Source organism: Hymenobacter swuensis DY53 (genome assembly GCF_000576555.1).
GTDB lineage: Bacteria > Bacteroidota > Bacteroidia > Cytophagales > Hymenobacteraceae > Hymenobacter > Hymenobacter swuensis.
The window spans coordinates 3504582-3529171 of sequence record NZ_CP007145.1; the positions used below are offsets into that span (position 1 = coordinate 3504582).

At 60.3% G+C, this 24590-nt stretch carries 18 protein-coding genes; 10 read left to right on the forward strand and 8 right to left on the reverse strand.

Translation table 11 applies throughout. The features are described 5' to 3' along the window. Nucleotides 1-130 precede the first annotated feature (130 nt). Together HSW_RS16305 and HSW_RS16310 are read left to right on the forward strand one after the other, a co-directional pair. Complete coding sequence (locus tag HSW_RS16305; RefSeq protein WP_081768605.1) at nt 131-1753, forward strand: bifunctional GNAT family N-acetyltransferase/carbon-nitrogen hydrolase family protein; 1623 nt, start codon at nt 131-133, stop codon at nt 1751-1753. Nucleotides 1754-1975: 222 nt separating this feature from the next. Beyond that, on the forward strand, nt 1976-3949 hold the full coding sequence (locus HSW_RS16310) for a DUF4394 domain-containing protein (RefSeq protein ID WP_155833012.1): 1974 nt from the start codon (nt 1976-1978) through the stop codon (nt 3947-3949). A 91-nt stretch (nt 3950-4040) separates the two neighbouring features. Here the strand turns inward: HSW_RS16310 and HSW_RS16315 are convergent, their stop codons facing one another. Continuing rightward, nucleotides 4041-4778, reverse strand: coding sequence for an RDD family protein (locus HSW_RS16315; RefSeq protein WP_044002803.1), 738 nt, complete (start codon nt 4776-4778; stop codon nt 4041-4043). Nucleotides 4779-4886: 108 nt separating this feature from the next. Here HSW_RS16315 and HSW_RS16320 point away from each other — a divergent pair, with 108 nt between their 5' ends. The 8 genes from HSW_RS16320 (at nt 4887) to HSW_RS16355 (ending at nt 14447) form a co-directional block, all read left to right on the forward strand. Then, complete coding sequence (locus HSW_RS16320; protein WP_044002804.1) at nt 4887-5843, forward strand: stage II sporulation protein M; 957 nt, start codon at nt 4887-4889, stop codon at nt 5841-5843. Nucleotides 5844-5903: 60 nt separating this feature from the next. After that, nucleotides 5904-6935, forward strand: a complete 1032-nt coding sequence (locus tag HSW_RS16325; RefSeq protein ID WP_044002805.1) for a hypothetical protein — start codon at nt 5904-5906, stop codon at nt 6933-6935. A 16-nt stretch (nt 6936-6951) separates the two neighbouring features. Then, nucleotides 6952-7731 carry a DUF4129 domain-containing protein gene (locus tag HSW_RS16330; protein ID WP_052346534.1) on the forward strand — a complete coding sequence of 260 codons (780 nt, stop codon included), beginning with the start codon at nt 6952-6954 and terminating at the stop codon, nt 7729-7731. Nucleotides 7732-7747: 16 nt separating this feature from the next. Continuing rightward, nucleotides 7748-9031: a DUF4350 domain-containing protein gene (locus HSW_RS16335; protein ID WP_044002806.1), complete on the forward strand. Its 1284-nt coding sequence runs from the start codon at nt 7748-7750 to the stop codon at nt 9029-9031. Nucleotides 9032-9362: 331 nt separating this feature from the next. Then, nucleotides 9363-10256, forward strand: coding sequence for an AAA family ATPase (locus tag HSW_RS16340; RefSeq protein ID WP_044004924.1), 894 nt, complete (start codon nt 9363-9365; stop codon nt 10254-10256). 157 nt (nt 10257-10413) lie between these two features. Continuing rightward, on the forward strand, nt 10414-11757 hold the full coding sequence (locus HSW_RS16345; protein ID WP_044002808.1) for a DUF58 domain-containing protein: 1344 nt from the start codon (nt 10414-10416) through the stop codon (nt 11755-11757). A 209-nt stretch (nt 11758-11966) separates the two neighbouring features. Continuing rightward, nucleotides 11967-14066 (forward strand): beta-N-acetylhexosaminidase, encoded by a 2100-nt coding sequence (locus tag HSW_RS16350; protein WP_044002809.1) that lies wholly within the window; start codon nt 11967-11969, stop codon nt 14064-14066. Between the two features lie 9 nt (nt 14067-14075). Then, entirely contained in the window at nt 14076-14447 is a 372-nt protein-coding gene (locus HSW_RS16355) for a hypothetical protein (RefSeq protein ID WP_044002810.1), read from the forward strand. Here HSW_RS16355 and HSW_RS16360 read toward each other — a convergent pair. From HSW_RS16360 to HSW_RS16390, 7 genes are all read right to left on the reverse strand, one after another. Further along, the gene (locus HSW_RS16360; protein WP_044002811.1) at nt 14444-18265 is read right to left on the reverse strand and encodes a hypothetical protein; all 3822 of its coding nucleotides are present in this window, start codon (nt 18263-18265) and stop codon (nt 14444-14446) included. The genes HSW_RS16355 and HSW_RS16360 overlap by 4 nt on opposite strands. 142 nt (nt 18266-18407) lie before the next feature. Beyond that, complete coding sequence (locus HSW_RS16365) at nt 18408-22145, reverse strand: sensor histidine kinase (RefSeq protein ID WP_052346535.1); 3738 nt, start codon at nt 22143-22145, stop codon at nt 18408-18410. A gap of 101 nt (nt 22146-22246) precedes the next feature. Beyond that, on the reverse strand, nt 22247-22630 hold the full coding sequence (locus HSW_RS16370) for a DUF983 domain-containing protein (RefSeq protein ID WP_071883131.1): 384 nt from the start codon (nt 22628-22630) through the stop codon (nt 22247-22249). Between the two features lies 1 nt (nt 22631). Further along, complete coding sequence (locus HSW_RS24345) at nt 22632-22898, reverse strand: hypothetical protein (protein WP_044002814.1); 267 nt, start codon at nt 22896-22898, stop codon at nt 22632-22634. Between the two features lie 86 nt (nt 22899-22984). Continuing rightward, on the reverse strand, nt 22985-23539 hold the full coding sequence (locus HSW_RS16380) for a DUF420 domain-containing protein (RefSeq protein WP_044002815.1): 555 nt from the start codon (nt 23537-23539) through the stop codon (nt 22985-22987). After that, nucleotides 23526-24191 (reverse strand): SCO family protein, encoded by a 666-nt coding sequence (locus tag HSW_RS16385; protein ID WP_044002816.1) that lies wholly within the window; start codon nt 24189-24191, stop codon nt 23526-23528. Before HSW_RS16385 ends, HSW_RS16380 begins: the two co-directional genes overlap by 14 nt. 3 nt (nt 24192-24194) lie before the next feature. Further along, the gene (locus HSW_RS16390; protein WP_044004928.1) at nt 24195-24524 is read right to left on the reverse strand and encodes a cytochrome C oxidase subunit IV family protein; all 330 of its coding nucleotides are present in this window, start codon (nt 24522-24524) and stop codon (nt 24195-24197) included. Nucleotides 24525-24590: the final 66 nt, after the last annotated feature.

Genomic DNA, 24590 nt, shown 5'->3' on the forward strand with positions numbered 1-24590 from the left:
TGGTACCTTTGCTCCATTCTTCCGAATTTCATTTTTCCGCATCGATATGCCCACGAGTTCCAATGGGAAAGCTGGCGGTGGTTCCGCCAAAAAACAGACGCTGCCCGGCATGCCGGCCGCTCCTGAGCTGATGACGCCCACGGCTGTACCGGCCCACAAGCTGGTACTGCGCGCCCTTAAACGTACTGACTTTAAAGCCGTGAAGGAAATCATGGACAAGGTGTACTCCAATATGGAGGGTGCCTGGGCCCAGGATGAGTACAACGCGCTGCTGAAGAAGTTTCCTGAGGGCCAGATCTGCATCGAGGACAACGGCCAGGTGGTGGCCGCCGCACTGGCCATCATTGTGCAGTACTCCGACTTCGGTGACCGGCACACCTATTCCAAAATCACCGGCCACGGCAAGTTCGACACTCACAATGCCGACGGCGACACGCTCTACGGCGTAGACGTATTTGTAGACCCGGAATACCGCAGCCTGCGCCTGGGTCGCCGCCTGTATGATGCCCGCAAGGAGTTGTGTGAGAACCTGAACCTGCGCGCCATGGTGGCCGGGGGCCGTATCCCCGGCTACGCGGCTTACGCCAACGAAATGACGCCGGCCAAATACGTGGAAATGGTGCGCAACAAGGAACTCACCGACCCCATCCTCACCTTTCAGCTTTCCAACGACTTCTACGTCCGTAAGCTCATCCGGGGGTATTTGCCCTACGATTCCGAAAGCAAGGCCTACGCCACGTTGCTGGAGTGGATTAACGTGTACTACGACGAGGAATTCGACAAGCTGATCGGTAACCAGAAGTCGAACGTACGCATTGGCATTGTGCAGTGGCAGATGCGCGCCACCAAAAACCTGGAGGACTTTTTCCAGCAGATGGAGTTCTTCGTGGATACTGTGTCGGGCTACAAGGCCGACTGCGTGCTGTTCCCCGAGTTCTTCAACGCGCCCATGATGGCCCTCACCAACGAAGAGTCGCCTTCCGTGGCCATTCGCTCAATGGCGGCCTTCACTGAGCCCATCAAGACCAAGATGATGGAGCTGGCCGTGAGCTACAACATCAATGTCATTGCCGGTTCCATGCCGCTCTACGACGACGGCAAGCTCTACAATGTAAGCTACCTCTGCCGCCGCGACGGCACCGTGGACGAGCAGTACAAGCTGCACGTGACGCCCGACGAGGCCAGCTACTGGGGCATGCGCGGCGGTGACAAGCTGCGCTGCTTCGACACGGATTTTGGCAAAATCGGCATCCTGATCTGCTACGATGTGGAGTTCCCCGAACTCTCGCGCATCCTGTCGGAGGAAGGCATGAAAATCCTGTTCGTACCCTTCTGGACCGATACCAAGAACGCCTACCAGCGCGTGCGCCTCTGTGCCCAGGCCCGAGCCATCGAAAACGAGTGCTACGTGGCCATTACCGGCTCGGTGGGCAACCTGCCACGCGTGGAAAACATGGATATTCAGTACTCGCAGTCAGCCGTGTTCAGCCCTTCCGACTTCGCCTTTCCTCACGATGCCATCGTGGCGGAGGCCACGCCGAACACGGAAATGACCCTCATTGCTGACCTCGACCTGGATTTGCTCAAAGACCTGAACACCGGCGGCGCCGTACGCAACCTGCGCGACCGGCGCAAGGACCTGTACTCTTTGAGCTGGTCGAAGAAAACCGAGCGCGACGACGAATTGCTGGCTCAGGGCGAGGAGCGCGCCCCTAAAACCGCCAGTCGCCGCAAGGCCGTATCAGCGGGGTAAATCCGGTCCCCACGTAACCGATAGTAACAACGACCTGCCAGCCTTCTGGCAGGTCGTTTTGTGTGATGAAGTGTGCAGTTTTTTGGCTTTCCGGCCTCAAAAAGGCCTTACAAGATTAAAATAGTATTAACCGCCGACTATTTGCCAAAAGGTCCCGTAGATACGGCCAGCATTTCGCTACTCATCAACTTTTTCTTCATTCACCAACTACTACTTTTTTTCATGTTTACACTATCTACTCGCCGTGGCGGTCTGCTGCTGGGTGCATTGGGTTTGCTGGGTTTGTCTTCCGCTTCGGCCCAGACGGTTTATGGGCTATCCAGCACCAACTCACCAGCCGTAGTTAATCTGGTTTCGTTTAACGCTGCTGCCCCGAGCAACCTTGCCTCGTCGGTGGCTATTACTGGCTTCACGGCAGGTCAGGCTATTGTTGGTATTGACTTCCGGCCAAATACGGGTGAGTTGTTTGCTTTAGGCTACAACCCCACTGGCACACAAGCCCAGCTATACACCATCAACCGTACCACCGGCGCAGTTACAGCAGTGGGCAACGCGCTGACCCTAGATTTGGGTACTAATATTCTGCGTATTGGGTTTGACTTTAACCCCACCGTAGACCGCATTCGGGTGACTGGGGGAAACCGGGCTAATTTCCGCCTAAACCCCAACAATGGAGCTCTGGCTGCTACCGATGGCACCCTGACTTACGCCACCACCGACGCAAACGCGGCCCAGACGCCGGGTGTGGGCGCCTCGGCTTATACCAACAGCTATATCGGAGCTACAGGCACCACGCTTTACAACCTGGACGAAGCCAACAACCGCCTTGTAAGTCAAATCCCTCCGAATGATGGGACGCTGAACACCCTTGGTACGCTAAGCATACCCATCAACAGCCAGAGCCAGCTTCAGGCTACTGATCTGGACATCTACTTCAATGCCACCACCGGCACGAATACGGCTTATTTGTCAGTAGCTACTGCATCTAGCCTTACTACGCTCTACACCATCAACCTCGCAAACGGTGCTACGACTCAAGTAGGCGACATCGGTGTAGGCTCTTTTGTGGCCATAACGGATATTGCATTTGCCATTGACCGCCCGGCTACGCTGCCGGCTATTACGGGTCAGTTGGCTTACGCGCTGGCCGGCACCAACCTGCTCACGTTTGACACCAACGCCCCCGGCACCATCCGTACCTCGGTGGGCCTGACGGGCGTGGCAGCTACGCAAACTGTGGTGGGCATGGATGTACGGCCGCTGAACGGCGCGCTGTACGCGCTGGGCTACAATGCCACGGCTCAGACTGGGCAGCTCTACACTATCAACGCCACCACTGGGGCCGCCACGGCCATCAGCAACTCGCTGAGTTTGCCGCTGGGTACGGGCAGCATCGGGTTTGACTTCAACCCGACGGTGGACCGCATCCGGATAGTGGGCGTAAACCGCGCCAACTTCCGCATCAACCCCAACGACGGCACCGCGGCTCCTCTCGTGGATGGCACCATTACCTACGCCACCACCGATGCCAACGCCGCCGCTACGCCGGCCCTGGGCTCAGTAGCCTACACCAATAGCTTTCCCGGCGCCGCCGATGCAGCCCGTACCACTACGCTGTTTGGCTACGATGAAGCCCTGAACGTCCTGGTGCGCCAAGACCCGCCTAATGCGGGTACGCTCAACACCATCGGCGCTTCGGGTGTGACGGCAACGGCCGGCCCGAATGTGGACATTGATATTTTCAGTCCCGCCGCCGGCACCAACACGGCGTATCTGGTAGCTGCTTCGGGTACTTCGGCCAGCTCCAGCCTGTACTCTCTGAACCTGACTACCGGCGCCGCTACCGCGCCAGTCCTGATTGGCAACGGCATTGCCGTGCGCGACATTGCCGTGGCACCGGCTTCCGGCGTTACCACCGGCGTCCGTCAGCCCGACGTGGCCACCGGCTTCAGCCTCTACCCGAACCCCGTAACCGACGCTGCCCGAGTAACTTTCCGCTTGCCCCGCGCCGGACGCACCGAACTCACCCTGACTGATGCGCTGGGCCGGATCGTGGAGCAGAAAGCCCCCGGCAGCCTCTCTGCTGGTTCGCATACGCTCGACTGGCAGCCTGCCAACCGCCGGGCCGGCGTGTACTTCCTGCGCCTGACGGTAGATGGGGAGTCGGCTGGTACGCAGCGCGTGCTGGTGCAATAGTCCTCACCTTACCACCGACGGGCAATAGAAAAGGCCGCGCTGCTCCATGCAGCGCGGCCTTTTCTATTGCCTGAGAGTATGGACTGACGACTTAGGCGTAGGCACTGTCCTGCAGAGCAAAGTATGCCTGGTCGCGCAGAATGGTGCGCAGAAAGGGTTCATCCGGCAGCTCGGTCTGGATACCGGTGAGGCCTTTTATTTTACCGGCTACCTCATTAAGCAGCACAAAATCGTGACGCCGCTGTGCCCGGTGCAGCAGTTGCCGCACAATGTTTACGTCGTGGTCGGTGAGCAGGGCGGCCTGGGCAAATACCGGTTGGTAGCCTTCGGGGACGCGGGTTTGCGAGGCCACGGCCTGTACCTCGGGCGCGGGCGGGCGCAGGCTTACCACGGTAGTACCGGCAGCCATGTCGCCGAGGCGCTGGCCCCGGCCGTTGAGCAACGTCGCCACCAGGGCCAGGGAACCTACGGTCAGCCCGATTTCCACCAGCCCGATCAGCCAGCGCAGCAGATAATCCCCCAGGCCGGGACGGGTGCCATCGAGGCGCGTGACCTTGATGCGGCGCACCTGCTTACCCAGGCTCTGGCCGTTGAAGAAGATTTCGCAAAGCGGGTGGTAGACCAGCAGCGGAGCCGTAATGAGCGCATACTGCAGAATCCGTTGCTCATTGTAGGAGCCGGCGAGCCGCTCAATGAGGAAGCTCAGCCCTACCGACCACAGCACCATGACCAGCGCATCCAACAACTGCGCCAGCATCCGGTCGCCCACACTGGCGGCCTCATATTCCAGTACCACGTTCTGAGTGGTGTGAATGCGAATTGTACTCATAAAAAAACCTGGTAAAACTGCCCGAAGCGGGCCAATGGAAACCTGTATATTTAGCCCGGCGGGCCGGAGTCAGCCGCCAAACTATCTGGCCTTCGGCTTTTGTTAACGATGCGCGAAACTATCTTTTTACAGCTTAATCAGGCTAGGTGGCAGCAGTACGAGGCGCAGCCCGCCACCGGCCCCGACGAGCTGGCCCAGCGCTACATTGCCCTCACCGATGATTTGGCCTACGCCCAGACGTTTTATCCGGGCTCGACCACGACGGCATACCTCAATAACCTGACGGGCAAGCTACACCAGGCCCTCTATAAAAACAAAAAGCAGGAATCCGGGCGTTTTCTGCGGTTCTGGCAGCTGGAGCTACCGATGCTGCTCATCCGGCACCGCCGGGTGCTGCTGGGGGCGCTGGCGTTTTTCCTGCTCACGGCCTTCATCGGGGCCCTGTCGGCCGCCTACGACGACTCGTTTGTGCGGGTAGTCATGGGCGACACCTATGTGAACCAGACGCTGGCCAACATCGAGAAGGGCGACCCGATGGCCGTGTACAAGGGCGAAGAAGAAACCCTCATGTTCCTGCACATCACGCTCAACAACATCCGGGTGTCGTTGTACGCCTTTGCGGGCGGCATTACGGGTGGGGTCCTGACGCTGTTCATGCTATTCCGCAACGGGGTGATGCTGGGCGCGTTCCAGTATTTCTTTCATCAGAAAGGCTTGCTGCTGCCGTCCGTACTTACCATCTGGATTCACGGTACGCTGGAAATATCGGCCATTGTGCTGGCCGGCGGCGCGGGCTGGGTGATGGCCAAAAGCCTGCTGTTTCCCGGCACCTATTCGCGGCGCGACTCGCTGCGCCAGGGGGCCCGTGACGGCATGAAGCTGGTTATGGCCCTGGTACCCATTTTCGTGGTGGCTGGTTTTCTGGAAGGCTTCGTAACGCGCCACACCGACATGCCACTGGCCGCCAGCCTGGGCATCATTGGTACATCGGCCGCCCTCATTGGCGGCTATTTCGTGGTCTATCCGTGGTGGCTGGTACGCAGCGGCCGCGTGGCAGCCGAGTAGCCGAACCGGACTTCTAGCCACATTTCCCCTGCATATCGACTTTTGCTTTACTTATAGCTCATGCGTCACCTTTCCTTCACTCAGCCCGGCGATTTTCTACGCGAGCGGAGTTTCAGTCAGAAAATAGAGGCTTCCTTTGATTTTATCCGGGCCCACGCCACCCCATTGGCCCGGGTGCTGGTTACGCTGGTGCTGCCGCTGGCTCTGCTCACGGGCATCGGGCTGGGCCTGATGCAGGGCGAAATTCTTTCCAGCGTCGGCAGCATGGCCCGCCGCAGCCGCCTGGGCCGCTACTCCGATTCGCTGCCGGAAGTTTTCACCTCCCCCAGCCTGTGGCTCACTTTGCTGGGCGGCGCGCTGCTGTTTGCGGTGCTGCACCTAGTGGTGTACGGCTACGTTGTGTTGCAGGCCGACCGCACCCGCCCCGAGCCGGTGACGCCCGCCGAAGTCTGGCAGCTGGTCAAGGCCCGTATCCTGGGCCTGATCGGCTCTTACCTGGGCCTGGTGGCGTTGTTCGTACTCAGCATGGTCGTCATTGGCATGACCATGGGGCTAATTTCCGCGTTTTTCGGTGCCGTGCTGGGAGCCGCCTGGGCCGGTATTATCATGATTCTGGGGCTATATGCGGTAATGGGTTACGTGATGGTGGCCCTGAGCCTCTATTTTGTGGTATGGCTGCGGGAGCGACGGGGGTTCTTCGGCAGTATCAAACGGTGCTTTGAGCTGATCTGGGGCAAATGGTGGTCTACCTTCGGGCTGCTGATGGTCATGTTCGTGATGATGTGGCTGATTCTGCTGCTGATGATGGGGGCACTTTCTCTGCTGGGCCTGCCCTTTGCGGAGCTGATGAGCGGGCGGGTAACCGAAATTTCACCGCTCACTCGGGTGCTGTTTATTGTGTATTCGGGCCTGCAAACGCTGCTTTCGCTAGCCTTTTATCCCCTGCTGATGATTGCTATCAGCTTCCAGTACTTCAACTTGGTAGAGCGCCGCGACGGTGAGGGAACCCGCCTGCTCCTCGATTCGCTGGGCCAGGCAGCCCCCGCCGCTGCGCCAATGTCCTTGCGCCCTGATGATGAGGGAGAATACTAATCCTCGGCGTGCAGCTATGTTGGCCGGAGCAACGGTGCTGCTGTGGCTGGCAGCCCCGGCGCTGGCTCAGCAGCCCGTTCCGCCCCTGCTACCCGTGCCTGATTCGGCCGCGTCGGCCGACGCGCCGCAGTACGTACGCCTCCGCCCCGAGGCTGCAGCTCCCCCTGCACTACGGCCACCAGCTGCCAAGCGGCTGCGGGAGCTCCGCGGGCAGCGGGAGTTTCAGTATGTGGAGCCAGAGGTAGCTCCCAGCAGCGGCAGCAGTGCCTGGACGCGTTTCTGGTGGCAGCTGATGCGGTGGCTGGAACAGTTGTTTTCAGGGCCCGGCTACGAAAACCGGGGCCGTTACCTGGTTTATGCGTTGTTTGGAGCGGCCTTCGTATATGTAGTGCTGCGGCTGTTGAAACTGGACCTCACTAGCCTGTTCGGCCGCCGTGGCCGGACGCTACCATTGCCCTACGAAAGCGCCCCGGAAGACATTCACGGCATTGATTTCGATGCGGCCCTCGCGCAGGCGGAGGAAGCCGGCAACCATCGGCTGGCCGTCCGGTTGGGCTACCTGCTGACCTTGCGGCACCTGACGGAGCAAGGCCTCATCCGCTGGCAACCCGACAAAACCAACCAACACTACGTGCAGGAACTGGCGGGTACGAGCTGGGTCGCCAGCTTCCGCGACCTGACCCGGCAGTTTGAGTACGTGTGGTACGGCGAGGTGCCGCTCACCGCCGCCGATTATCCCGCACTGCGGGCAGCCCGTCAGGAATTTATTCGCACCTTAACCCGTCGCGCCGCCTGAGGCTGCCTCTGTTGCTATGTCCCGTTTTCGTGCTTTTCTAGGGGTTCTGGTAGTGCTGTTTGCCGCGTTTGTGGCCGTGGAGTATTTCCGTCCGCAGCCTACCAACTGGCGGCCGACGTTCATCAACCGGGACAAAATCCCGTACGGCACCTACGTGCTGTTCGACCAGCTGCCGCAGCTATTTCCGGGCCAGCCCATCAGTACGGTACGCGTGCCCATTGCCAGCCAGCTGCTGCCGGGGCTGGGAGCCGATGTCAACCAGGACTCCGCCCTGAGCCGGACCGGACCGGCCCTGCGAGCTGGCAAAGGCACGTATCTGTTTGTGAACGACGCCTTTTCCTGCTCCCGCCTTGACCGGGACGCGCTGCTGCGCTACCTGAGCAAGGGCAATACGGCCCTCATAGCCGCCGAGCAGATAGACCAGGAACTATTGAACTCCCTGAAGCTGGATGTGCAGCCGCTGCTGGATATGCAGGATCTGCTGGCACAGCGCCGCACTCGTGGCACCAACCGTCGCCAGCAAGCGCAGGCGCAGCTCCTCACGCTGGTAAATCAGCCGTTGGGCAGCCAGCGCACCGTGCGCCTCACCGAGGACGAGGTGCCAGCGTATTTCCGGGCCCGGGCCGGCAGTCGGGCCCGCGTGCTGGCGTATGAGAGACGCCGCCGGCCGGTGCTGGTGCGCGTGCCGGTGGGTCGGGGCTTTCTGCTGCTAAGCACTACGCCCGGCACCTTCAGCAATCTGCTGCTGCTGCGCCCGGCTACGGCCGGTTTTGCGTTTGCCGCTCTCTCCTGGCTGCCCGCCAACCAGCCGGTTTTCTGGGATGAGTATCAGAAGCAGGGCCCCCTAGGCGAGCAGTCGTTACTGCGGGTACTGACGGGCCACACGGCGCTTCGTTGGGCTCTGGTAACGGGCCTGCTGACGGGGCTGCTATTCGTGGTGGTGGAAGCGCGGCGGCGGCAGCGTATTATTCCGGTGCTTAAATCGTTGCCCAACACGACCCTGCTTTTCACACGTACCGTGGCCAGCCTGTACCAGCAGGGTAGCAACCACAGCCTCATTGCCGAAAAGAAAATCGGGCTCTTCCTAGAACACCTGCGCACCCGCTACCACGAGCCCACGCTGGACCTCGGCGACGCCGCCAACCGGGAGCGGCTGGCGCAGAAATCCGGCATTTCCCGCCCGGAAGTCGACGCGCTAGCCAAACGCATCAACCTGGTTCTGACGGCCCCGCAGGTTTCTGATGCGGAGCTACTGGTACTCAACAGAGCCATTACCGCATTCCGGCGGACTGCCGCATAAAATTGCATTCATCCTTAAAATTGACTTTAAACAATATATAACTATTCCTACAAATGCACTTGCAGACCATAGCCAGCATTTAGCATCAAACATAGATAATACACAATTAAATTATTCTCTTCTTTCACCGACCTCATTCCCCTATTTCTTGATGGATTCCAATTTCCCCCAATCATCGGAGTTACCGGAGAACCAACATCAGTCCGTTACCTCTCCTCCAACTGCTACCGCCCCCGCTGCCGCATCAAGTCCCACTGCCGCCTTTACGCCGCGCACCGATCTTAGCCACCTGAGCCGCCACGCTGAGGCCATACGTCAAGAGTTGGGCAAGGTGATTGTGGGCCAGCAGGCGCTGGCCGAGTTGCTGCTGGTAGCCTTGCTGGCTGATGGCCATGTGTTGCTCGAAGGCGTGCCCGGTGTGGCCAAAACCCTTACGGCCAAACTTCTTGCCCGCACCCTGAGCGTTCCGTTCAGCCGCCTGCAGTTCACCCCCGACCTGATGCCTTCCGACGTGCTGGGCACTTCGGTGTTCCGGCCCCAGCGCGGCGAGTTTGAGTTTCGGCCCGGTCCTATCTTCGCCAGCGTAGTGCTGATTGACGAAATAAACCGGGCGCCGGCCAAAACGCAGTCGGCCCTGTTTGAGGTGATGGAGGAGCGGCAGATTACCCAGGATGGCACCCGCTACCCTATGCCCGCGCCGTTCGTGGTACTGGCCACCCAGAACCCGATTGAGCAGGAAGGCACCTACCGTCTGCCCGAAGCTCAGCTCGACCGATTCCTGTTCAAGCTCAGCGTCGGTTACCCCAGCGTGGAGGAAGAAGTGGGTATCCTGCAGGGCCACCACGCCGGTTTTGGCGGCGCACCTCTGGATGCGGTGCAAGCCGTGGTATCAGCCGAGGATTTGCGGCAACTGCGGGAACAGGTACAACGGCAGCATGTGGAGCCCAAACTGCTGGAATATATTGCCCAGCTGGTGGGCCAGACGCGCGCCCATAAAGGGCTGTACCTAGGCGCCTCGCCCCGCGCCTCTCTAGCGTTGCTCAACGGTGCCAAAGCCCTGGCCGCCCTACGTGGCCGCGACTTCGTGACGCCCGAGGATATCCAGTATCTGTGCCCGATGGTATTGCGCCACCGCATCCAGCTCACCCCGGAGCGCGAAATGGAAGGCGGCACCCCCGACGACGTAGTGAAGCAGATTCTGCAACAGATTGAAGTGCCGCGGTAAGCCAGCTGTCATTGCGAGGAGGTACGACGAAGCAATCCGTCCTTTTCAAGGCAGAAACCTTCTTTAATTCAATACCCTTCTTTTTGCCTGTGGAGAAGGTGACGCTTTTAATCTTGGAAAGGAAGGATTGCTTCGCTCCGCTCGCAATAACAGATTTATGAAATCCTTCTTCCTCACCCGTCGCTTTTTCCTGCTGATGACTGCCCTGATTGCCGGGCTGGTGGTGGCGTTTTTTCTGCCGGGCTGGCTGGTTCCGTTGCAGCTGGCTCTGGGCCTGACGGTGGCGCTGACGGTGGTGGATGTCGTGTTGCTGTACGCGGGTGGTGGGGGCGTATTCGGGCGGCGGGTGCTGGGCGACAAGCTCGCTAACGGCTCCGACAACGATATTGCTATCTACCTCGAAAATCAGTACCGCTTTCCCATCCGCACCGAAACCATTGACGAGATTCCGCACCAGTTTCAGCGGCGCAACGTGCTGTTCCGGAGCAGCATCAAGCCCGGCGAAACCAGTATCATCCGCTACCAGCTGCGACCCACCAGGCGCGGCGAGTACGAGTTTGGGGCCGTAAACGTGTACGCAGCCTCGCCCTTGGGCTTGGTGCGGCGGCGGTTCCGGTTCGATGACAGCCGGGTGGTGCCGGTATATCCGTCGTTTCTGCAGATGCGACAATATGAGCTACTGGCCATTCATAACCGCCTCACCGAAGTAGGTGTGAAGCGTATCCGGCGGGTGGGCCAGAGCCTGGAATTTGAGCAGATTCGGCCCTACGTAGCCGGCGACGACCCGCGCAACATCAACTGGAAAGCCACCGCCCGCCGCGCCACCACGCCGGAGGCCGCCGATTCGCTGGTGGTAAACCATTACCAGGACGAGCGGGCCCAGCAGGTGTACTGCCTCATTGATAAGGGCCGGGTGATGCGCATGCCCTTCGAGGGCCTGAGTCTGCTCGATTACGCCATCAACGCCACGCTGGTCGTCAGCAATATTGCCCTCCTCAAACATGATAAGGCCGGGCTGCTCACCTTCTCGCACCAGCCCGGGGCCATGGTGGCCGCCGACCGGCGCAGCGGCCACCTGCGCAAGCTGCTGGAGGTGCTCTACCGCCAGAAAACCAAGTACCTCGAAACCGACTACGAGCGGCTCTATGTGTCGGTGCGCAGCCATATCCGGCAGCGCAGCCTGCTCATCCTGTTCACCAACTTCGAGACACTCTACGGCATGCAGCGCCAGCTGCCCTACCTGCGCCGCATGGCCAAAGACCACCTGCTGCTGGTGGTGTTCTTTGAAAACACCGAGCTCCGCTCCTACCTCGACGGCCCTACCGAAACCACGCAGGATGTGTATAACCAAACGGTAGCCGAGAAATTCGCCCAGGAAAAGCGGCAGATTGTACGGGAGTTGAACCGCTACGGCATCCACGCGTTGCTTACAGCTCCGCAAAATCTGACGGCTAACACCATCAACAAGTACCTGGAGTTCAAAGCCCGCGGGCTGATCTGAGGAGAGAAATCAAGCTGGCCTAAAAGCCGCGTCGGCTTGAGTCTGCGCCGGAGCTTACCATGGGTGCACGAGTCGTTGGTACGATTATCGTTCACTCGCTGATAGATCCGGCGTTTTGCTCCGGCTGACGCGGCTTCTGCTTGTTTGCTCCTCTGGGTCTTTCCAACCGGCTACCTTCGTAGTTCCGCCCTGCTTGCCTTTCTGTGCCTATGCGTTTCTTCCTGTTGCTGCTGGCGTGCCTGCTCACGCGCCCGGTTTTCGCTCTGCCCACCGTTCCGCCAGATACCCGCATGCTGCTGCCGGTACCCACCCGCGCCAATTGGGGCCAGGGCCGCTTCTTGGTGAAGACTGACTTTACCTGGCAGGTGTTTACGCCCCAGCAGACGCCCGCCACCCTGGCCGCCGACTCGGCCGTGGCGGAGGCAGTTGAGCGGCTGGTGCTGCCCGTACTGCTGCCGGGCAAAGTTGGCTCGGCCTCCAGGCGGCGCACCTCGCCGCTGCCCACGGCTGCCCTGGTGCTGCAGTACGGCCGCCCTGGCAACCTGCTGACGGTGGGCGAGGATGAGTCCTACACGCTGCGCGTGACGCCGATGGGCGTGGCCCTGAACGCGCCGACGCACTTGGGCCTGCTGCGCGGCCTGGCCACCCTACGCCAGCTACCCGATACCGAGCGGCTGCGCCAGAAGCGCGCGGCTCTGCTGCCGGAAGTAGACGTGGCCGACGCCCCGCGCTTTCCCTGGCGCGGCCTGCTCATTGACGCGGCCCGCCATTTTATGCCCGTGGGCGTCGTCAAGCGTAACCTCGACGGTATGTGGGCTACCAAGCTCAACGTGTTGCACTGGCACCTCAGTGACGACCAGGGCTTTCGGGTGGAAAGCCGCACGCTGCCGCGCCTCTCGCAGGTAAGCGGCCAGTTTTATTCGCAGCGGCAGGTACGCGACGTTATCCGTTACGCCGCCCGCCGCGGCATCCGGGTGGTACCGGAGTTCGATGTGCCGGGTCATACCATTGCCTGGCAGGCGGCTTATCCCGAGCTATCATCCAACGACTCCACGTACACCGTGTACCAGAGCTGGCGGCTGGCCAACGTGGCCTTCGACCCCACCAAGGAAACCACCTACACCCTACTTGACACGCTATTCGGGGAGATGACGCGGCTTTTTCCCGACCCCTACTTCCACATTGGGGGCGACGAAAACGACGGGCGGCAGTGGCGGCGCAGTGCGCGCATTATGGCCTTCGCCCGCACCAACGGCATGCTCAAGGCCGATGGCAAAACCCTCGACAAGCATGCGCTACAGACCTATTTCAACCGCCGCGTGCTGGGCATCGTGACCAAATACGGCAAGACGATAGTAGGCTGGGACGAGATTCTGGGGCCGGGCCTGCCCACCAACGCCGTCATTCAGAGCTGGCGGGGCAAGAAGGGTGTGCTCGATGCCGTGAAGGCCGGCAACCCGGCCCTGCTCTCCAGCGGCTACTACATCGACCTGAACCAGTCGGCCGCCTTTCACTACGCTACCGACCCGCTGCCCGACGCCACTGGCCTTACCCTGGCCCAGCAACAGTTGGTGCTGGGTGGCGAAGCCACCATGTGGGCTGAATTCGCCGATTCCGTCATTGTCGATTCGCGCATCTGGCCCCGGACGGCTGCGGTGGCGGAGCGCCTCTGGAGTGCCGCCACCGTCCGCGACGCGCCCGATATGTACCGGCGGCTGGCCTTACTGAGTCCACAGCTGGAAACGCTGGGGCTGCAGCACCGCCGGGCCCCGGAGCAGTTGTTGCGGCAGCTGGCCGGCTCGGCGGCGGCCATGCTCCCGCTGCGCACCCTGGCCCAGGTACTGGAGCCAGTGAAGGAATACAAGCGCCACTTCCAGGGCTTCACCTACACCACCCAAACTCCGCTTAACCGCCTCGTGGACGCCGCCCCCGCCGAATCGGACGTGGCGCGGACGTTCGGGCAGTTGGTGGATAGTCTGCTGGCGGCCCGCACCGCCGCGCCGGCTACCCTGCGCCGCTACCTGCCACAGCTCCGCACTCAGCTGCAGCTTTGGCAAAATAACGATGCGCTGGTGCAGCCCACGCTGCAGCAAAATCCGCTGCTAAAGGAGTACGCCCCGCTTTCCACCCACCTGAAAACCGCCGCCACTCTGGCTCTGGACCGCCTCGCCCTCTTAGAGAAAAACCAGCCGCTCACGCCTGCCGCGCAAGCCGCTGCACTCAAACAGCTTGATGCGTTGAAAGTGCCCGTTGGTCAGACGGAACTGGCCGTGCTGCCACATCTGCGTCGTTTGGTGGAGGCCAAATAGATATTGCCGATGAATATCAATTTAGTGCTGGACCTTGCCTTTGGGGACAAGTTATTGTTGCTGCATCCTGCAGAGCCTGCCTGGGTTGTGGCCAGTGTACTAAACGAGCCGTTAGTACGGCAACAATGGCAAGCATCAGCACCGCAGCCTAGAGACATTACCCTTTTCCAACCTAGTACAGGGCTTGATTTCGAATCATTACTGGATACAGTGAATCAGCACCATGGAGAAGACAGTCATGGGCCGGCGTATACCAGTCTGACTGTTTTTGGGCTTGATGCAACAGATCCTATTGTAGAAATACTCGCCGGGTTTGCCTTCCATGTTGCGCAAACCACACGCTTCGGGTTTATTGCTCACCGGATACCGCATGGCCACTAAAACAGCACCGCCACCTGCATGCGGCCGGTGTGGATGGCGTTGAGGCCGTTGGCTTTGCGGCCGTCGTAGGCCAGCGTGACGTTGAGGCCGTTGCTGAGGCGCTGCTCCAGGTTCAGATTCCAGGTGAAGTTGCTGCCGGGGCGCAGGGCGTTCAGGATTTCTAGGCCCACGAGGCTGGCCTGGTTGCCCTCGAAGCCGACGCGCACATAGCGCGTGGTGAGGGCCAAGGTGCGCTTGCCTACCTGACTGACGCGCGTTTCCAGGCCCAGGTCGTCGAAGGTGCCACGGGTGTCTTCATCGGGGCCGTTGGTGTTGTTTTTGGTGGTGCGCAGGTAGCTGGTGGTCAGGCGCAGCACTTGGTTGGGCTGGTAGCTGATTTCAGGGGCCAGCTCGTACTGCAACACCCGGAAGTTGCGGTTGCTGTTGACGATGGTGGAGAGGTTTTCGCGGATGCTGCGGGTGGTGGTGAACCGGCCCGTGAACGACTGCGCCAGCGTGCGGCGTAGTAGCAGGCTCTGGCTGGCCAGGTTGCGCGTATCGGAGCCCTGCGTGAGCAGCACTTTCTGCTGGGTTTGCTGCACCGTGAATTCAGCCCCGAAAATGGGATTCGAGCGGTTGAAGTACACGGTGTTGCGCAGCAGCTTATTTAGGCTCAGCAGCAGGGTATCGGCCGTTTGAAACGCAAACGGGTTGAGCCGAGAAGACAGCGTGTTTTCCGTGGTGCGGCGGTCCAGCGTCACGGTGCTCAGCACCGAGAAGCGGCCCACGAACCCGCGCCAGCCCGGCAGCTCCCGCCAGCCCCGGGGCGCGTTGGTGGTGAGGCGGTAGCTGAACCGGTTCGAAAACGCGGAGATATATACGTCCGAAGGCAGAAACAGCTTGATGTAGGTGCGGTACTGGGCATCGGGCGTCTGGGCCTCAAAAAACTCGTTACGCTCCTGCTGCCCGTCGTTGTCCAGGTCGTCCCAGTAGTGGGTGCCCTGGCCGGCATTCACGGCCAGGAAGGTGTAGTCGCGGCGGGGCTCCCGGCCGGTACCCACGGCGTAGCTCAGCTCCGAGCGCAGCACATTCTGCAGAAACGTGGCGTTCCAGTCAAGCTTGCCCAGCACGGTGCGCTGCCGCGCCGAGTCGCGCACGGCCAGGTCGCGGTAGGTGGCCAGGATGGCCAAGTCCTGGTTGGGGCTAAAGCGGGAGGCGAAGGTGCCCTGCCAGGTCTGGGCGCGGCCCCGCTCGCGCAGCGTGGTCTGGTCGGGGCTGGGCGTCTGGTCGCGGCGGTAGCTGTAATCGAGGCGGAAGCGGGTGCGGGCCGAGTCGCGGCTCTGCACGAACACGGCGTGCTCGTCGTAGTAATTGGCCGAGCTGATGGAGTCGCCGGCGGGACGGGCCACCCGGTTCTTATCGAAGCGGTACACGTAGCCGGGCACCACCGGGCCGGCCACGTAGCGCGCCGCCGCCTCACCCCGCGCCCACCGCGACTCCCGCCGGCCGGCCTCGGAGTTCAGCAGAAACAGGTTGCCGCGCAGCTGCACCTGCCCCAGCTGCCGGGCCGCCTCCAGCCAGTGCTGGGTGCCGTTCACCTCGCCCGCCCGGTAACGACGGCTGAGGCGGTAGCCCAAGGCGTTGTCGGCGTCCTTCACCAGGCCCACGGCCGCGTTCAGAATGTTTTCCTCGCGCGGGCGCTGATTGTTGGTGATGAGCGTATTATCGGTGCTCCAGTTGCGGTCGAACTCGATGTCCCGGTACCGGTCGATGGGCGCGAAGCGGCGGCTGGTGTATTCGTAATCGAGGGCGCTGCGCAGCTTGTAGCCCGCCAGCCCCGGAATCCGCACCGGGCGGTCCTGCACGGCGTAGCCCACCCGCATGGCCCGGCCCTGGGCCGACTCAGGCGAAAAGCGGTTCAAATCGAGGTCGGAGGCCGCCAGATCCACGAATACGGTGGCCGTGGAATCGAGGCGGTAGCTGGTGCCTACCGTGAGGAGCTGTTTTTGCAGAGGCGTGGGCAGCAGCCGGATGGGCGCGTAGTCGCCCTGACCCTGGCCCGCAAACTCGTACACCCGGCCGTTGGCGTTGCCGTACTGCGTACTGATGCGGTAACTGCCCTGGCCGGCGCCCACATTGGTAAAGCGCACCGTGTAGGCTCCCTGCAGCGTGTCGCGCAACGGAAACACGAATACCGGCACGGGCTGGCCCGTTACGGGGTCGGGCAGCACCACGCGGCTGTACTGCAGCTGGTCACGTTTGTACTCCACGGAATCGGCCCCGGGCAGCAGGGCCAGGCTCTCGTTGCCGCGCAGGCGGCGCAGGCGTAACTGGGTGGAGTCGTCGAGAGTGAGGTTAGGCGAGTTGTCGGGGTTGTCGGCTTCGCGGTAGAAGTTGGCGTGCATCTGCAGGCGGCCCAGCTGCTGGTAGTGGCTGGCCTGCACCAGCGAACGGGCGTAGTTGAAGTCGGAATACTCGAAATCGACCTTGATGCGGGTGTTGCTGGTGATGAGGTGGCGGGGCGAGAACGTCAGCTCGGCCTGGTTGTAGTCGATAACGTAGTCGAAATCGAAGCCCCGCGTCAGCAGCCGGCCATCTAGGTACACCCGCTCGGAGTTGGCCAGAATGATGATGAACTGCTCGCCGTTGGGCCCGCGCAGCCGGTACGGGCCCTGCACGTTCTCAATGGGCGCAATATCCACGCTGGCAAATTTGCCCTTGGCTACGCCTGCTGCCACCGAGGTAGTAGCAAAGGCCTCGCCGCGTTTAAGGGACAAGAGTGGCCCGTTGCGCCGTCCGGTGGTCGTTACGGTCTGGCTCACCCCATTGGGCCCGGTGCTGTTGGGGCTGAGGCCAGGGCGAGTAGGGTCAGCGGGTGGCCCGTTCTGGGGCTGGCCGGGCGGTGTGGGTACCGTGGGCGGGGCCGTCACGAAGGTACCTGTACTGGTGCCGGCCGCATTTGGGTATTGAATCAGCTGCGGGTTACTTACACCCGGCCCGCTACCGCCGCCAAAACCACCCACCGGCAGCTGCCCGAAGTTTACCTCCCCCGCCCCGCCCTGAATGTTCTTGTAGAAGCGCAGAAAGTAATCGGGCTTGTTGCGCAGCACCACGTCGCCCGCCGTCAGGTTCCAGCGCGGGTGGGTGAGGGTGATGTAAATCCGGTCAAATTCCTGGAGCTGCTGGGTATTGCCCTCGGGCTGAAACGGCACGTTCTGGTCGCTGATGGCGGCCGTCAGGTTGATCTGGTCTGTGAGTTTGCCTTCCAGCTGCAGGTTAAGCGAGGAATTGACAAATACGTTCTGGGAGTTGCCGAACGAGACACCCCGCGACAGGTTGCCGCTTTTGTTGATGCCCGGCGTGCTCAGAATCTGCTCCTTCACCGCAAAGTCCTCCATCCCGAACGAAGGCCGCCGCCAGAATTCCAGACTATCCATCAGTCGGCGCGGCCGCAGGTAGCGCGCCGCCGAGAGCTGCAGCGGCAGCACCCGGTAGCACACCTGCACCGAATCGGGGCCGCCGGGCAGCACGAGGTCGGGCTGGCCTGGCTCCGGGCTGGGCACCCGCCGCCCCGGCAGCACCAGCCGGTACCGGTCGAGGCGCGCATCATACCCTACCGAGCGGCCAGCCACGCTCACCGAAGCCGGTACAATGGTCAGAGTATCGCGCAGGGCAAACTCCGTGGTATCCCGGTCCGGCGCAAGGCGCACCCAAGCGCACCGGCGAGTACTGGGCGGGGCGTCGGGGCGTTGTTGGGCCCGGGCTGTTCCCACAACCAGCATTAGCCACCCCAGCAGTACGCACAAGCGCAGGAAGGAAGGCGTAGAGTTGCTGGTCATTCAGTAAAAATACGGAGCAGAAAAGCCGGGGCCGCTATAACGCCGAAAGGCCAAGAAAAGTCAGCCGCGGCGGAGATAAAAGTGAAGGTGTGCCGCCACTGGCTTTTCCCGGCTTTTCGCCCTGTCAGCGACTTCCTCACTCCTACCCGGCTAGCGGCAACTCAATGAAGAACTGCGTGCCTTGGCTTTCCTCGGTTTCAAACCAGATGTGGCCGCCAGCGCTTTCGATGCCGCGCCGGGCCACGGCCAGCCCAATGCCGGAGCCGGTTTCCTTGGTGGTAAAGTTGGGTACAAACACCTTGCTCTGCACGTCCTCCGGAATGCCGGTGCCATTGTCCTGAATGCCGATCCGCACCCGGTCGTGGCCTATGGCTTCCAGCGTAGCCACAATTTCAGGTGTGCGGCCCACGGGCATAGCCTGTAGAGCATTAATGAGTAGGTTGTTGAAGGTGCGTACTAACAGGCTTTCATCAGCAAATACCACGTAGCGGCCGGCATCGGCATCGGTGGGCAGCTCCAGCCTGATGTTATGGCCCTGACTACCCTGGTGCAGGCCTACGCAGCGCCGCAGAATAGGGGCCACATCAAGCCGCTCGGGGCGCATGGCGGGCAGGTTGGTGAAGTTGCTGAATGAGGTGGCAATGTCCGTGAGCACATCAATCTGGGTGATGAGTGTCTGGGATACCTTATTGATCAGCTCATCCAGGTTGGGGCGCTGGTCCTGCATGGCACGCTGCAGAAACTGTAGGCTCAGCTTCATGGGCGTGAGCGGGTTCTTGATTTCGTGGGCTACCTGCCGGGCCATTTCGCGCCAGGCGGCCTCTTTCTCCTGAGTGGCCAGCTCCAGCTTGCTCTCTTCCAGCTTCAGCAGCATCTGGTTGTACTCGCGCACCAGCAGCCCGATTTCGTCCTCCGATTCGTAGGCCAGCATCTCGTTCTGACCCGTTAGGGTGGTTTGCCGGAGCTTTTCGGTGATGAGCTTGAGCGGCTCCGTCAGAACCCGGGAGGCCACGAAGGCCAGCAGCAGAAACAGGATGAACATCAGGGTGAAGATGTTCAGGATAGTGGAAATCAGCTCCGTGAGCTTGTTATCCAGGTCTTTCTCGGAATCGAAGAACGGGATACCCACGTAGCCCACCACGGCCCCAGGCCGGCCCTGCCGTACGGTGCCGGCCCGCAACGGCAGATACAGCGCATTAAACGGCAACGTACCAGCCCGCTCCGTCAGCAGCACGCGCGGCTGCCCCTCTTCCGCCAGCGCCGACACAGCCTGCGGGTTCATGAGTGTACTAAGCAGACTGGCTTCGAAGATGAGCGGCTGGCTGCTTACCAGCAGTTCGCCGTGAGCATCGTAGAGGTTGAGGTCGGTTTCGGTGAGGGCGGCCACGTTTTCGGCCAGATCTACTAGGTCGGCCCGGTTGGCGTCATCGGTGAGCAGGGCCCGGTTTTTCAGCAGATTCTCCTGCACGGCCTGGCCCCGGCGCTGGTAGGAACGCAGCAGGTCACGCTTGTAGGAATTGGTGACCTGGCTGGCAATGGCCACGCTCACCACAATGAGGGGTACCAAAACGCCGAAGTTGAGGAACAGCTGAATTTTGGTACTGAAGTTGGTGCGCAATACCTCCCGGTAGTGCCCCCGTACCAGCAGCACAACCCCCATCAGCAGTAGCCAGCAGAAGCTGTAGAGCAAAAACAGGAACGAGAAATTGGCCAGCCAGTCAGAGAAAGAGTACATGGCCGTCGTCACGACTACCAGCCGGCCCGACCGGTCTGTACTGCGGACGGCCAGATGATGGTAGCCGTTCAGGGCCAGCCCCGTGGTGTAAAAACGCGCATCCCGGAACAGGGAGGGTGGCAACCGGTTCACGTAGTCGAAGTCTCCTTCGCTGTACACCATTCGGCCGTTTTCGTAGCCGGCGTAGCTCAGCTCAGTACCCAGCCGGGGCTGAAAGAACGCCTGGTCGATCAGCAACTCGGGCACTACACTATTGGCCGTGAGCTTTTTGAGCGTCAGCTCCAGCACAATGGTACTCGGGCGGGCAGTTTCGTCGGGGGCGGGCACGGTGATGAAGGCCACGTACCGCCGCGAGCTGAACGAGCGGCCCCCATCGCGCACCAAGTAGATGTTAGGATGGTCGGTAGGACGGGCGTTGCGCAGCAAATACTCGCGGGTAAGCGGCAGCGTTCCGCCAATAGCCACGCCCCGGCCCTCCGGGTTGAACAGCATCACCCGCACCTCGTACTTATCAAAATAGTCGCGCAGATAATACTTACCTACTTTCTGGCGAATCAGGTCGAGGTTGACGAACGGACTGGCCAGCATAGTGCGCAACACCGGGTCCCGGGCCATTTCCTGGCTGCGTTCCACCAGCAGATACTCCCCCTGCAGGTCGTTATCAGTGAGCAGGTTTCCGGCCAGGTTCTGCTTGTTGAGTTGCAGCTGTCGGTTAAAGTGCTCGTATTGTGCCAGAGCCCCTACTGCTGAGCTCACGCCCAGCATCAGGAAGATGAACAAGTATACCTGGTACGGCAGCACTGCTCCCGCCGATTTCAGGCCCGTTAGCCGCAATACCAGAAAAAACACCAGCGCAATGCCCAGCAACGTCAAGTGCACCTGCTCCAACCCCAACCCAACACTCAGAAAACACACCGTGCTGAGCAGCAGCAGCAGAATGCCTACCCGCCGCGTAGAGGGCCGCACAATGCCCGTAAACAGCTGTGACAACAGATAAAACCCGACCAAGTAGCTGCCGACGTGCAGGATAATAGCTACCCCGAGCAGCAGTTTGAAGCCGTTTACCTGGATATCCTGGGTGATATCGAGAATCAGCTGGGAATTGCTAAAGCTGCTGGTATAAAAGTCGAAAAGCAGCTCCAGCAGCCCGTAAAACGTCAGCACCGTTATGGCTCCTACCAGCACGCGCTGCCGCCAGCCACTCACCCGCTGCACCAGACGCAGCACACCATACCGCCGAAACAGTAGCAGCCCGTACCAGGCCAGCACCGCAAATAGCAGGGCATTCAGGAGCAGGTCGCCAAGTGAAGGCGAAAGCCAGGAGGCCGCATATACCCGCGGGTCGAACAGCTTCACTTCCAGAAAGGAAAAGGGCAGCCCCAGGTAGAGCATGGCTCCCCGGAAGAACAGCAGCGGCAATATCACCAGCGCCACTCCCTGCAGCACTAGGCCCTGGCCAAAACGATGGCCGGCCAGCAGCAGCCACCCTGCCACATATAGGCCAAAACCTAGTAGCAACAGGGCCAACGGCAGGTATTTGCCGGTAATGGGATCGGCCTGCAGACTCTCGATGGAGAACAGGTAGTTGCCTTCATTCGATACCAGTCGGGGCAGATTGGTGGGTTTCGCCAACTTCTCCACTACCAGCCGCACGTTCTGCCCCTGAAAGATACCCTGCCCGTTACCGTCGCGCAGGTACCGGTTGCTGATGCCGTAGCTGATTTCCAGCGGAATATAGGTCAGTACCGTATACGGGCCTTCTACGTGGCGCAACGCCAGAAACTTCCCGAACCGGGTTTCCAGCAGCCGCTCGTGGAAGCGTTGCAAGGCTTGCTCCGCGTCAGGGCGGATAGTGTGGTCGGACCAGTACACCACTTCCTCACCCCGGAAAATAAACGTGGGATACGTAGTATGGCTGGTGAGGCTGCGGAAGCTCACGCGGCCCGTGGCCAGCCGTTGCAGCAAATCCGTTGATTCCCGCTCGCCCGTCAGCTCTGCCTCCATCAGCACCTCCTGCAGCCGGGTAGCCGACGCCTGCAACACTACTTCCGGGTTCTGACTGTACCGGTTGCTGAAATATGCGCCGGCAAAGCACAACATGGCCAGCAGCAACAGCAGAACCGGAGTCAGGCGAAGGAATTTCAAATGAATAGACGACTGATGAACCCGGGACACTACAACCTTAGTACCAAACAAAAATGCCGCCCTGCGGCGGCATTTCCTAACCAATTAGTAAGCAGGCCCCGTCAGGTCCTATTGGCGTACCGTTTATCGTAGCGCACACCGCCAAACAGATACAGCATCAAAGTACGGGAATAGCGCAAACTGAGCGGGGTAAACAACAGGGCCACAACGGCTACTGCTGTAGTATATACCCATGTATCCGGGTCGCCGAGCAGGTAGTATACCGCCAGTCCCACCACCAGCATAATTCCGGTGGAGAAGGCAAAGCTGATGTACATGGCTCCCCAATAAAATCCGGGTTCCGGCTCGTACGCCTGGCCGCATATGGGGCAGGCCGGCGGCATTTCCGTGAAATGAGCCAGGTTAAGTGCCGAATGCGTGAATAGCTGCCCTTGGCGGCAACGCGGGCACCGTTGGTTGAGAATACCCGTCAGCGTAGAATCCATATCAGGCCTGAACCGTGGCTTTTTTCTTCTGTTGCTGGCTGTGCCGGTACCAGAAGAAGCCCACTGTCCCGATCAGTACGTAAGGAATTGTCATCAGGTACAGAATACCTTTGTTAAGGCCCGTGGTATCATAGCCGTCCTTTTCCTGACGCGAGGCTTCCACCTGCGTTTTGCACATCGTGCACTGAGCCCGAGACGTGAGCGGAAGAGCGCTGAGCAGCAGCGCAATTATCAACGTCAGAAACCCTCCAAATGCTGCCTTTTTCATGGTACTCGGCTGAATGTGATATATATGTAACCCTAAACCGACAGCCAGGGTTCGACCCATGACAGTAGGTTTATGAGAGAAACTGATCAGTTGTAATAGGGCGAAATCATGAAATACACGATAACGCCCGTTACCGACACATATAGCCACACCGGATACGTCCAGCGGGCAATGCGGCGGTGCTTCTGAAACTGCTCGGTAAGTGCGAAATACAGTGTGAACAACACAAGGCCTACTGTTATAGCCGCCAGTAGAATGTGCGTCAGCAGGATGAAGTAGTAGATACCTTTTATCAGGCCTTCTCCTCCAAACTTAGTGCTAGCCACCTGCGAATGATAGGCTACATACGACACCAAGAACAACGAGCCCAGCAGAAACGCCAGTCCCATCATGGCCCGATGCTTCGCTACGTCTTTGCGGCGTATGAAGTAGTACCCGATGACCAGGAATACCGCCGTCAGCGAGTTCAGTACCGCGTTGACAGCAGGCAGAGCCTTCACATTCAGGCCCGGAATCACAAACACGCCCGGCAAAAAATACAGGATAGCCACCGCCACCGGAATGATGGCGGCTAGGGCCCCCATCAGGATTTTGTACTTGGTAAACCCGGCAGGGTTAGTGGTTGGCTCAGGGGTGCTCATAGGTGTAAAGCAAAACTTCGATTTCGGTGATAAGACGGTTCACATCCCGCTCCTTGATGCCATCATAGCGGCCCCGTACGTTGCCGTTGCGGTCTACCAGAAAGAGCGTCTGGCTGTGAACAAGCGAAGAGCCGCTATCCTCCGAGGACGGCAATCGAAACTCCTCCGTAGCTAACCGGGAAAGGGCCGTTTTGTCACCGGTTAGGAAAAACCACTTGCCGGCTATGGCTCCGTACTGCTCTGCGTACCGGGCCAGTACTGCGGCCGAGTCGCGGGCGGGGTCTACTGTGAAAGAAGCCAGCCGTACCCGTGGATCCTGCCGAAACTTCTCCTGTACCCGTACCAGTTGGCTATTCAGGCGCGGGCAGGCTCCGGGGCAGCTGGTAAAAAAGAAGCTGGCCACGTACAGGCCCTCACTGCGTAGCTCCGCCCCCGTTACCTGCCGTCCCGACTGGGACACAAACTGGAAATCACCAATTCGGTGAAAAACAGTATCGCGCTGCCACTTCCCGTCAACCTGCATGGAGTCCACACGGTCGGGCAGGTAAGTTGGCAGCGCGTAACGGTTGGTACCAAAGCTTTTCAGGAACAGAAAAGCCAGAACCGGAACTAGCAGGATAAGGCCCAACAGCAAAATTTGTTGGGGCCGCATCCGTTAGAATATGGCGTTGTGGATGGCGTTGCCTTCCGTGATAAGGGCAACCAGCAGCCAGATTAGCAACGACATTGGAATCAGAATTGTCCAGATCAACCCTTTGGTTTCATGCTTCAGGTGCATGAATTCGGCCACGATGAAGAAGGCCTTGCAAATGGTGAGGATGATAAAGATGGAGTTGCGCAGCGTGCTGGCAGGCATCACAAAGGCAATAACAAATTCCAAAGCCGTAATGGCCGTGATAACCCAGAAGGTTTTCCAGATCCAGGCCGTATTAGGCTTGGCAATTTCGCCGGTATGGGCGGGATGTTCAGGCGCGTGGTGAGCCATGATGGTAGAGAGTAGCTGAATGAAGGAGTAACCGGGCCGAAAAAGCCGGTAGCTGAACACCCTCGG

What these genes read in the sequence shown, in the direction of transcription:
- HSW_RS16320 (WP_044002804.1), top strand. Translation starts at nt 4,887, where the DNA reads ATGCGCGAAACTATCTTTTTACAGCTTAATCAGGCTAGGTGGCAGCAG.
- HSW_RS16335 (WP_044002806.1), top strand. Translation starts at nt 7,748, where the DNA reads ATGTCCCGTTTTCGTGCTTTTCTAGGGGTTCTGGTAGTGCTGTTTGCC.
- HSW_RS16385 (WP_044002816.1), bottom strand. Translation starts at nt 24,191, where the DNA reads ATGCGGCCCCAACAAATTTTGCTGTTGGGCCTTATCCTGCTAGTTCCG.
- HSW_RS16325 (WP_044002805.1), top strand. Translation starts at nt 5,904, where the DNA reads ATGCGTCACCTTTCCTTCACTCAGCCCGGCGATTTTCTACGCGAGCGG.
- HSW_RS16315 (WP_044002803.1), bottom strand. Translation starts at nt 4,778, where the DNA reads ATGAGTACAATTCGCATTCACACCACTCAGAACGTGGTACTGGAATAT.
- HSW_RS16330 (WP_052346534.1), top strand. Translation starts at nt 6,952, where the DNA reads ATGTTGGCCGGAGCAACGGTGCTGCTGTGGCTGGCAGCCCCGGCGCTG.
- HSW_RS16305 (WP_081768605.1), top strand. Translation starts at nt 131, where the DNA reads ATGACGCCCACGGCTGTACCGGCCCACAAGCTGGTACTGCGCGCCCTT.
- HSW_RS16355 (WP_044002810.1), top strand. Translation starts at nt 14,076, where the DNA reads ATGAATATCAATTTAGTGCTGGACCTTGCCTTTGGGGACAAGTTATTG.
- HSW_RS16380 (WP_044002815.1), bottom strand. Translation starts at nt 23,539, where the DNA reads ATGAGCACCCCTGAGCCAACCACTAACCCTGCCGGGTTTACCAAGTAC.
- HSW_RS16370 (WP_071883131.1), bottom strand. Translation starts at nt 22,630, where the DNA reads ATGGATTCTACGCTGACGGGTATTCTCAACCAACGGTGCCCGCGTTGC.
- HSW_RS24345 (WP_044002814.1), bottom strand. Translation starts at nt 22,898, where the DNA reads ATGAAAAAGGCAGCATTTGGAGGGTTTCTGACGTTGATAATTGCGCTG.
- HSW_RS16350 (WP_044002809.1), top strand. Translation starts at nt 11,967, where the DNA reads ATGCGTTTCTTCCTGTTGCTGCTGGCGTGCCTGCTCACGCGCCCGGTT.
- HSW_RS16390 (WP_044004928.1), bottom strand. Translation starts at nt 24,524, where the DNA reads ATGGCTCACCACGCGCCTGAACATCCCGCCCATACCGGCGAAATTGCC.
- HSW_RS16360 (WP_044002811.1), bottom strand. Translation starts at nt 18,265, where the DNA reads ATGACCAGCAACTCTACGCCTTCCTTCCTGCGCTTGTGCGTACTGCTG.
- HSW_RS16310 (WP_155833012.1), top strand. Translation starts at nt 1,976, where the DNA reads ATGTTTACACTATCTACTCGCCGTGGCGGTCTGCTGCTGGGTGCATTG.
- HSW_RS16345 (WP_044002808.1), top strand. Translation starts at nt 10,414, where the DNA reads ATGAAATCCTTCTTCCTCACCCGTCGCTTTTTCCTGCTGATGACTGCC.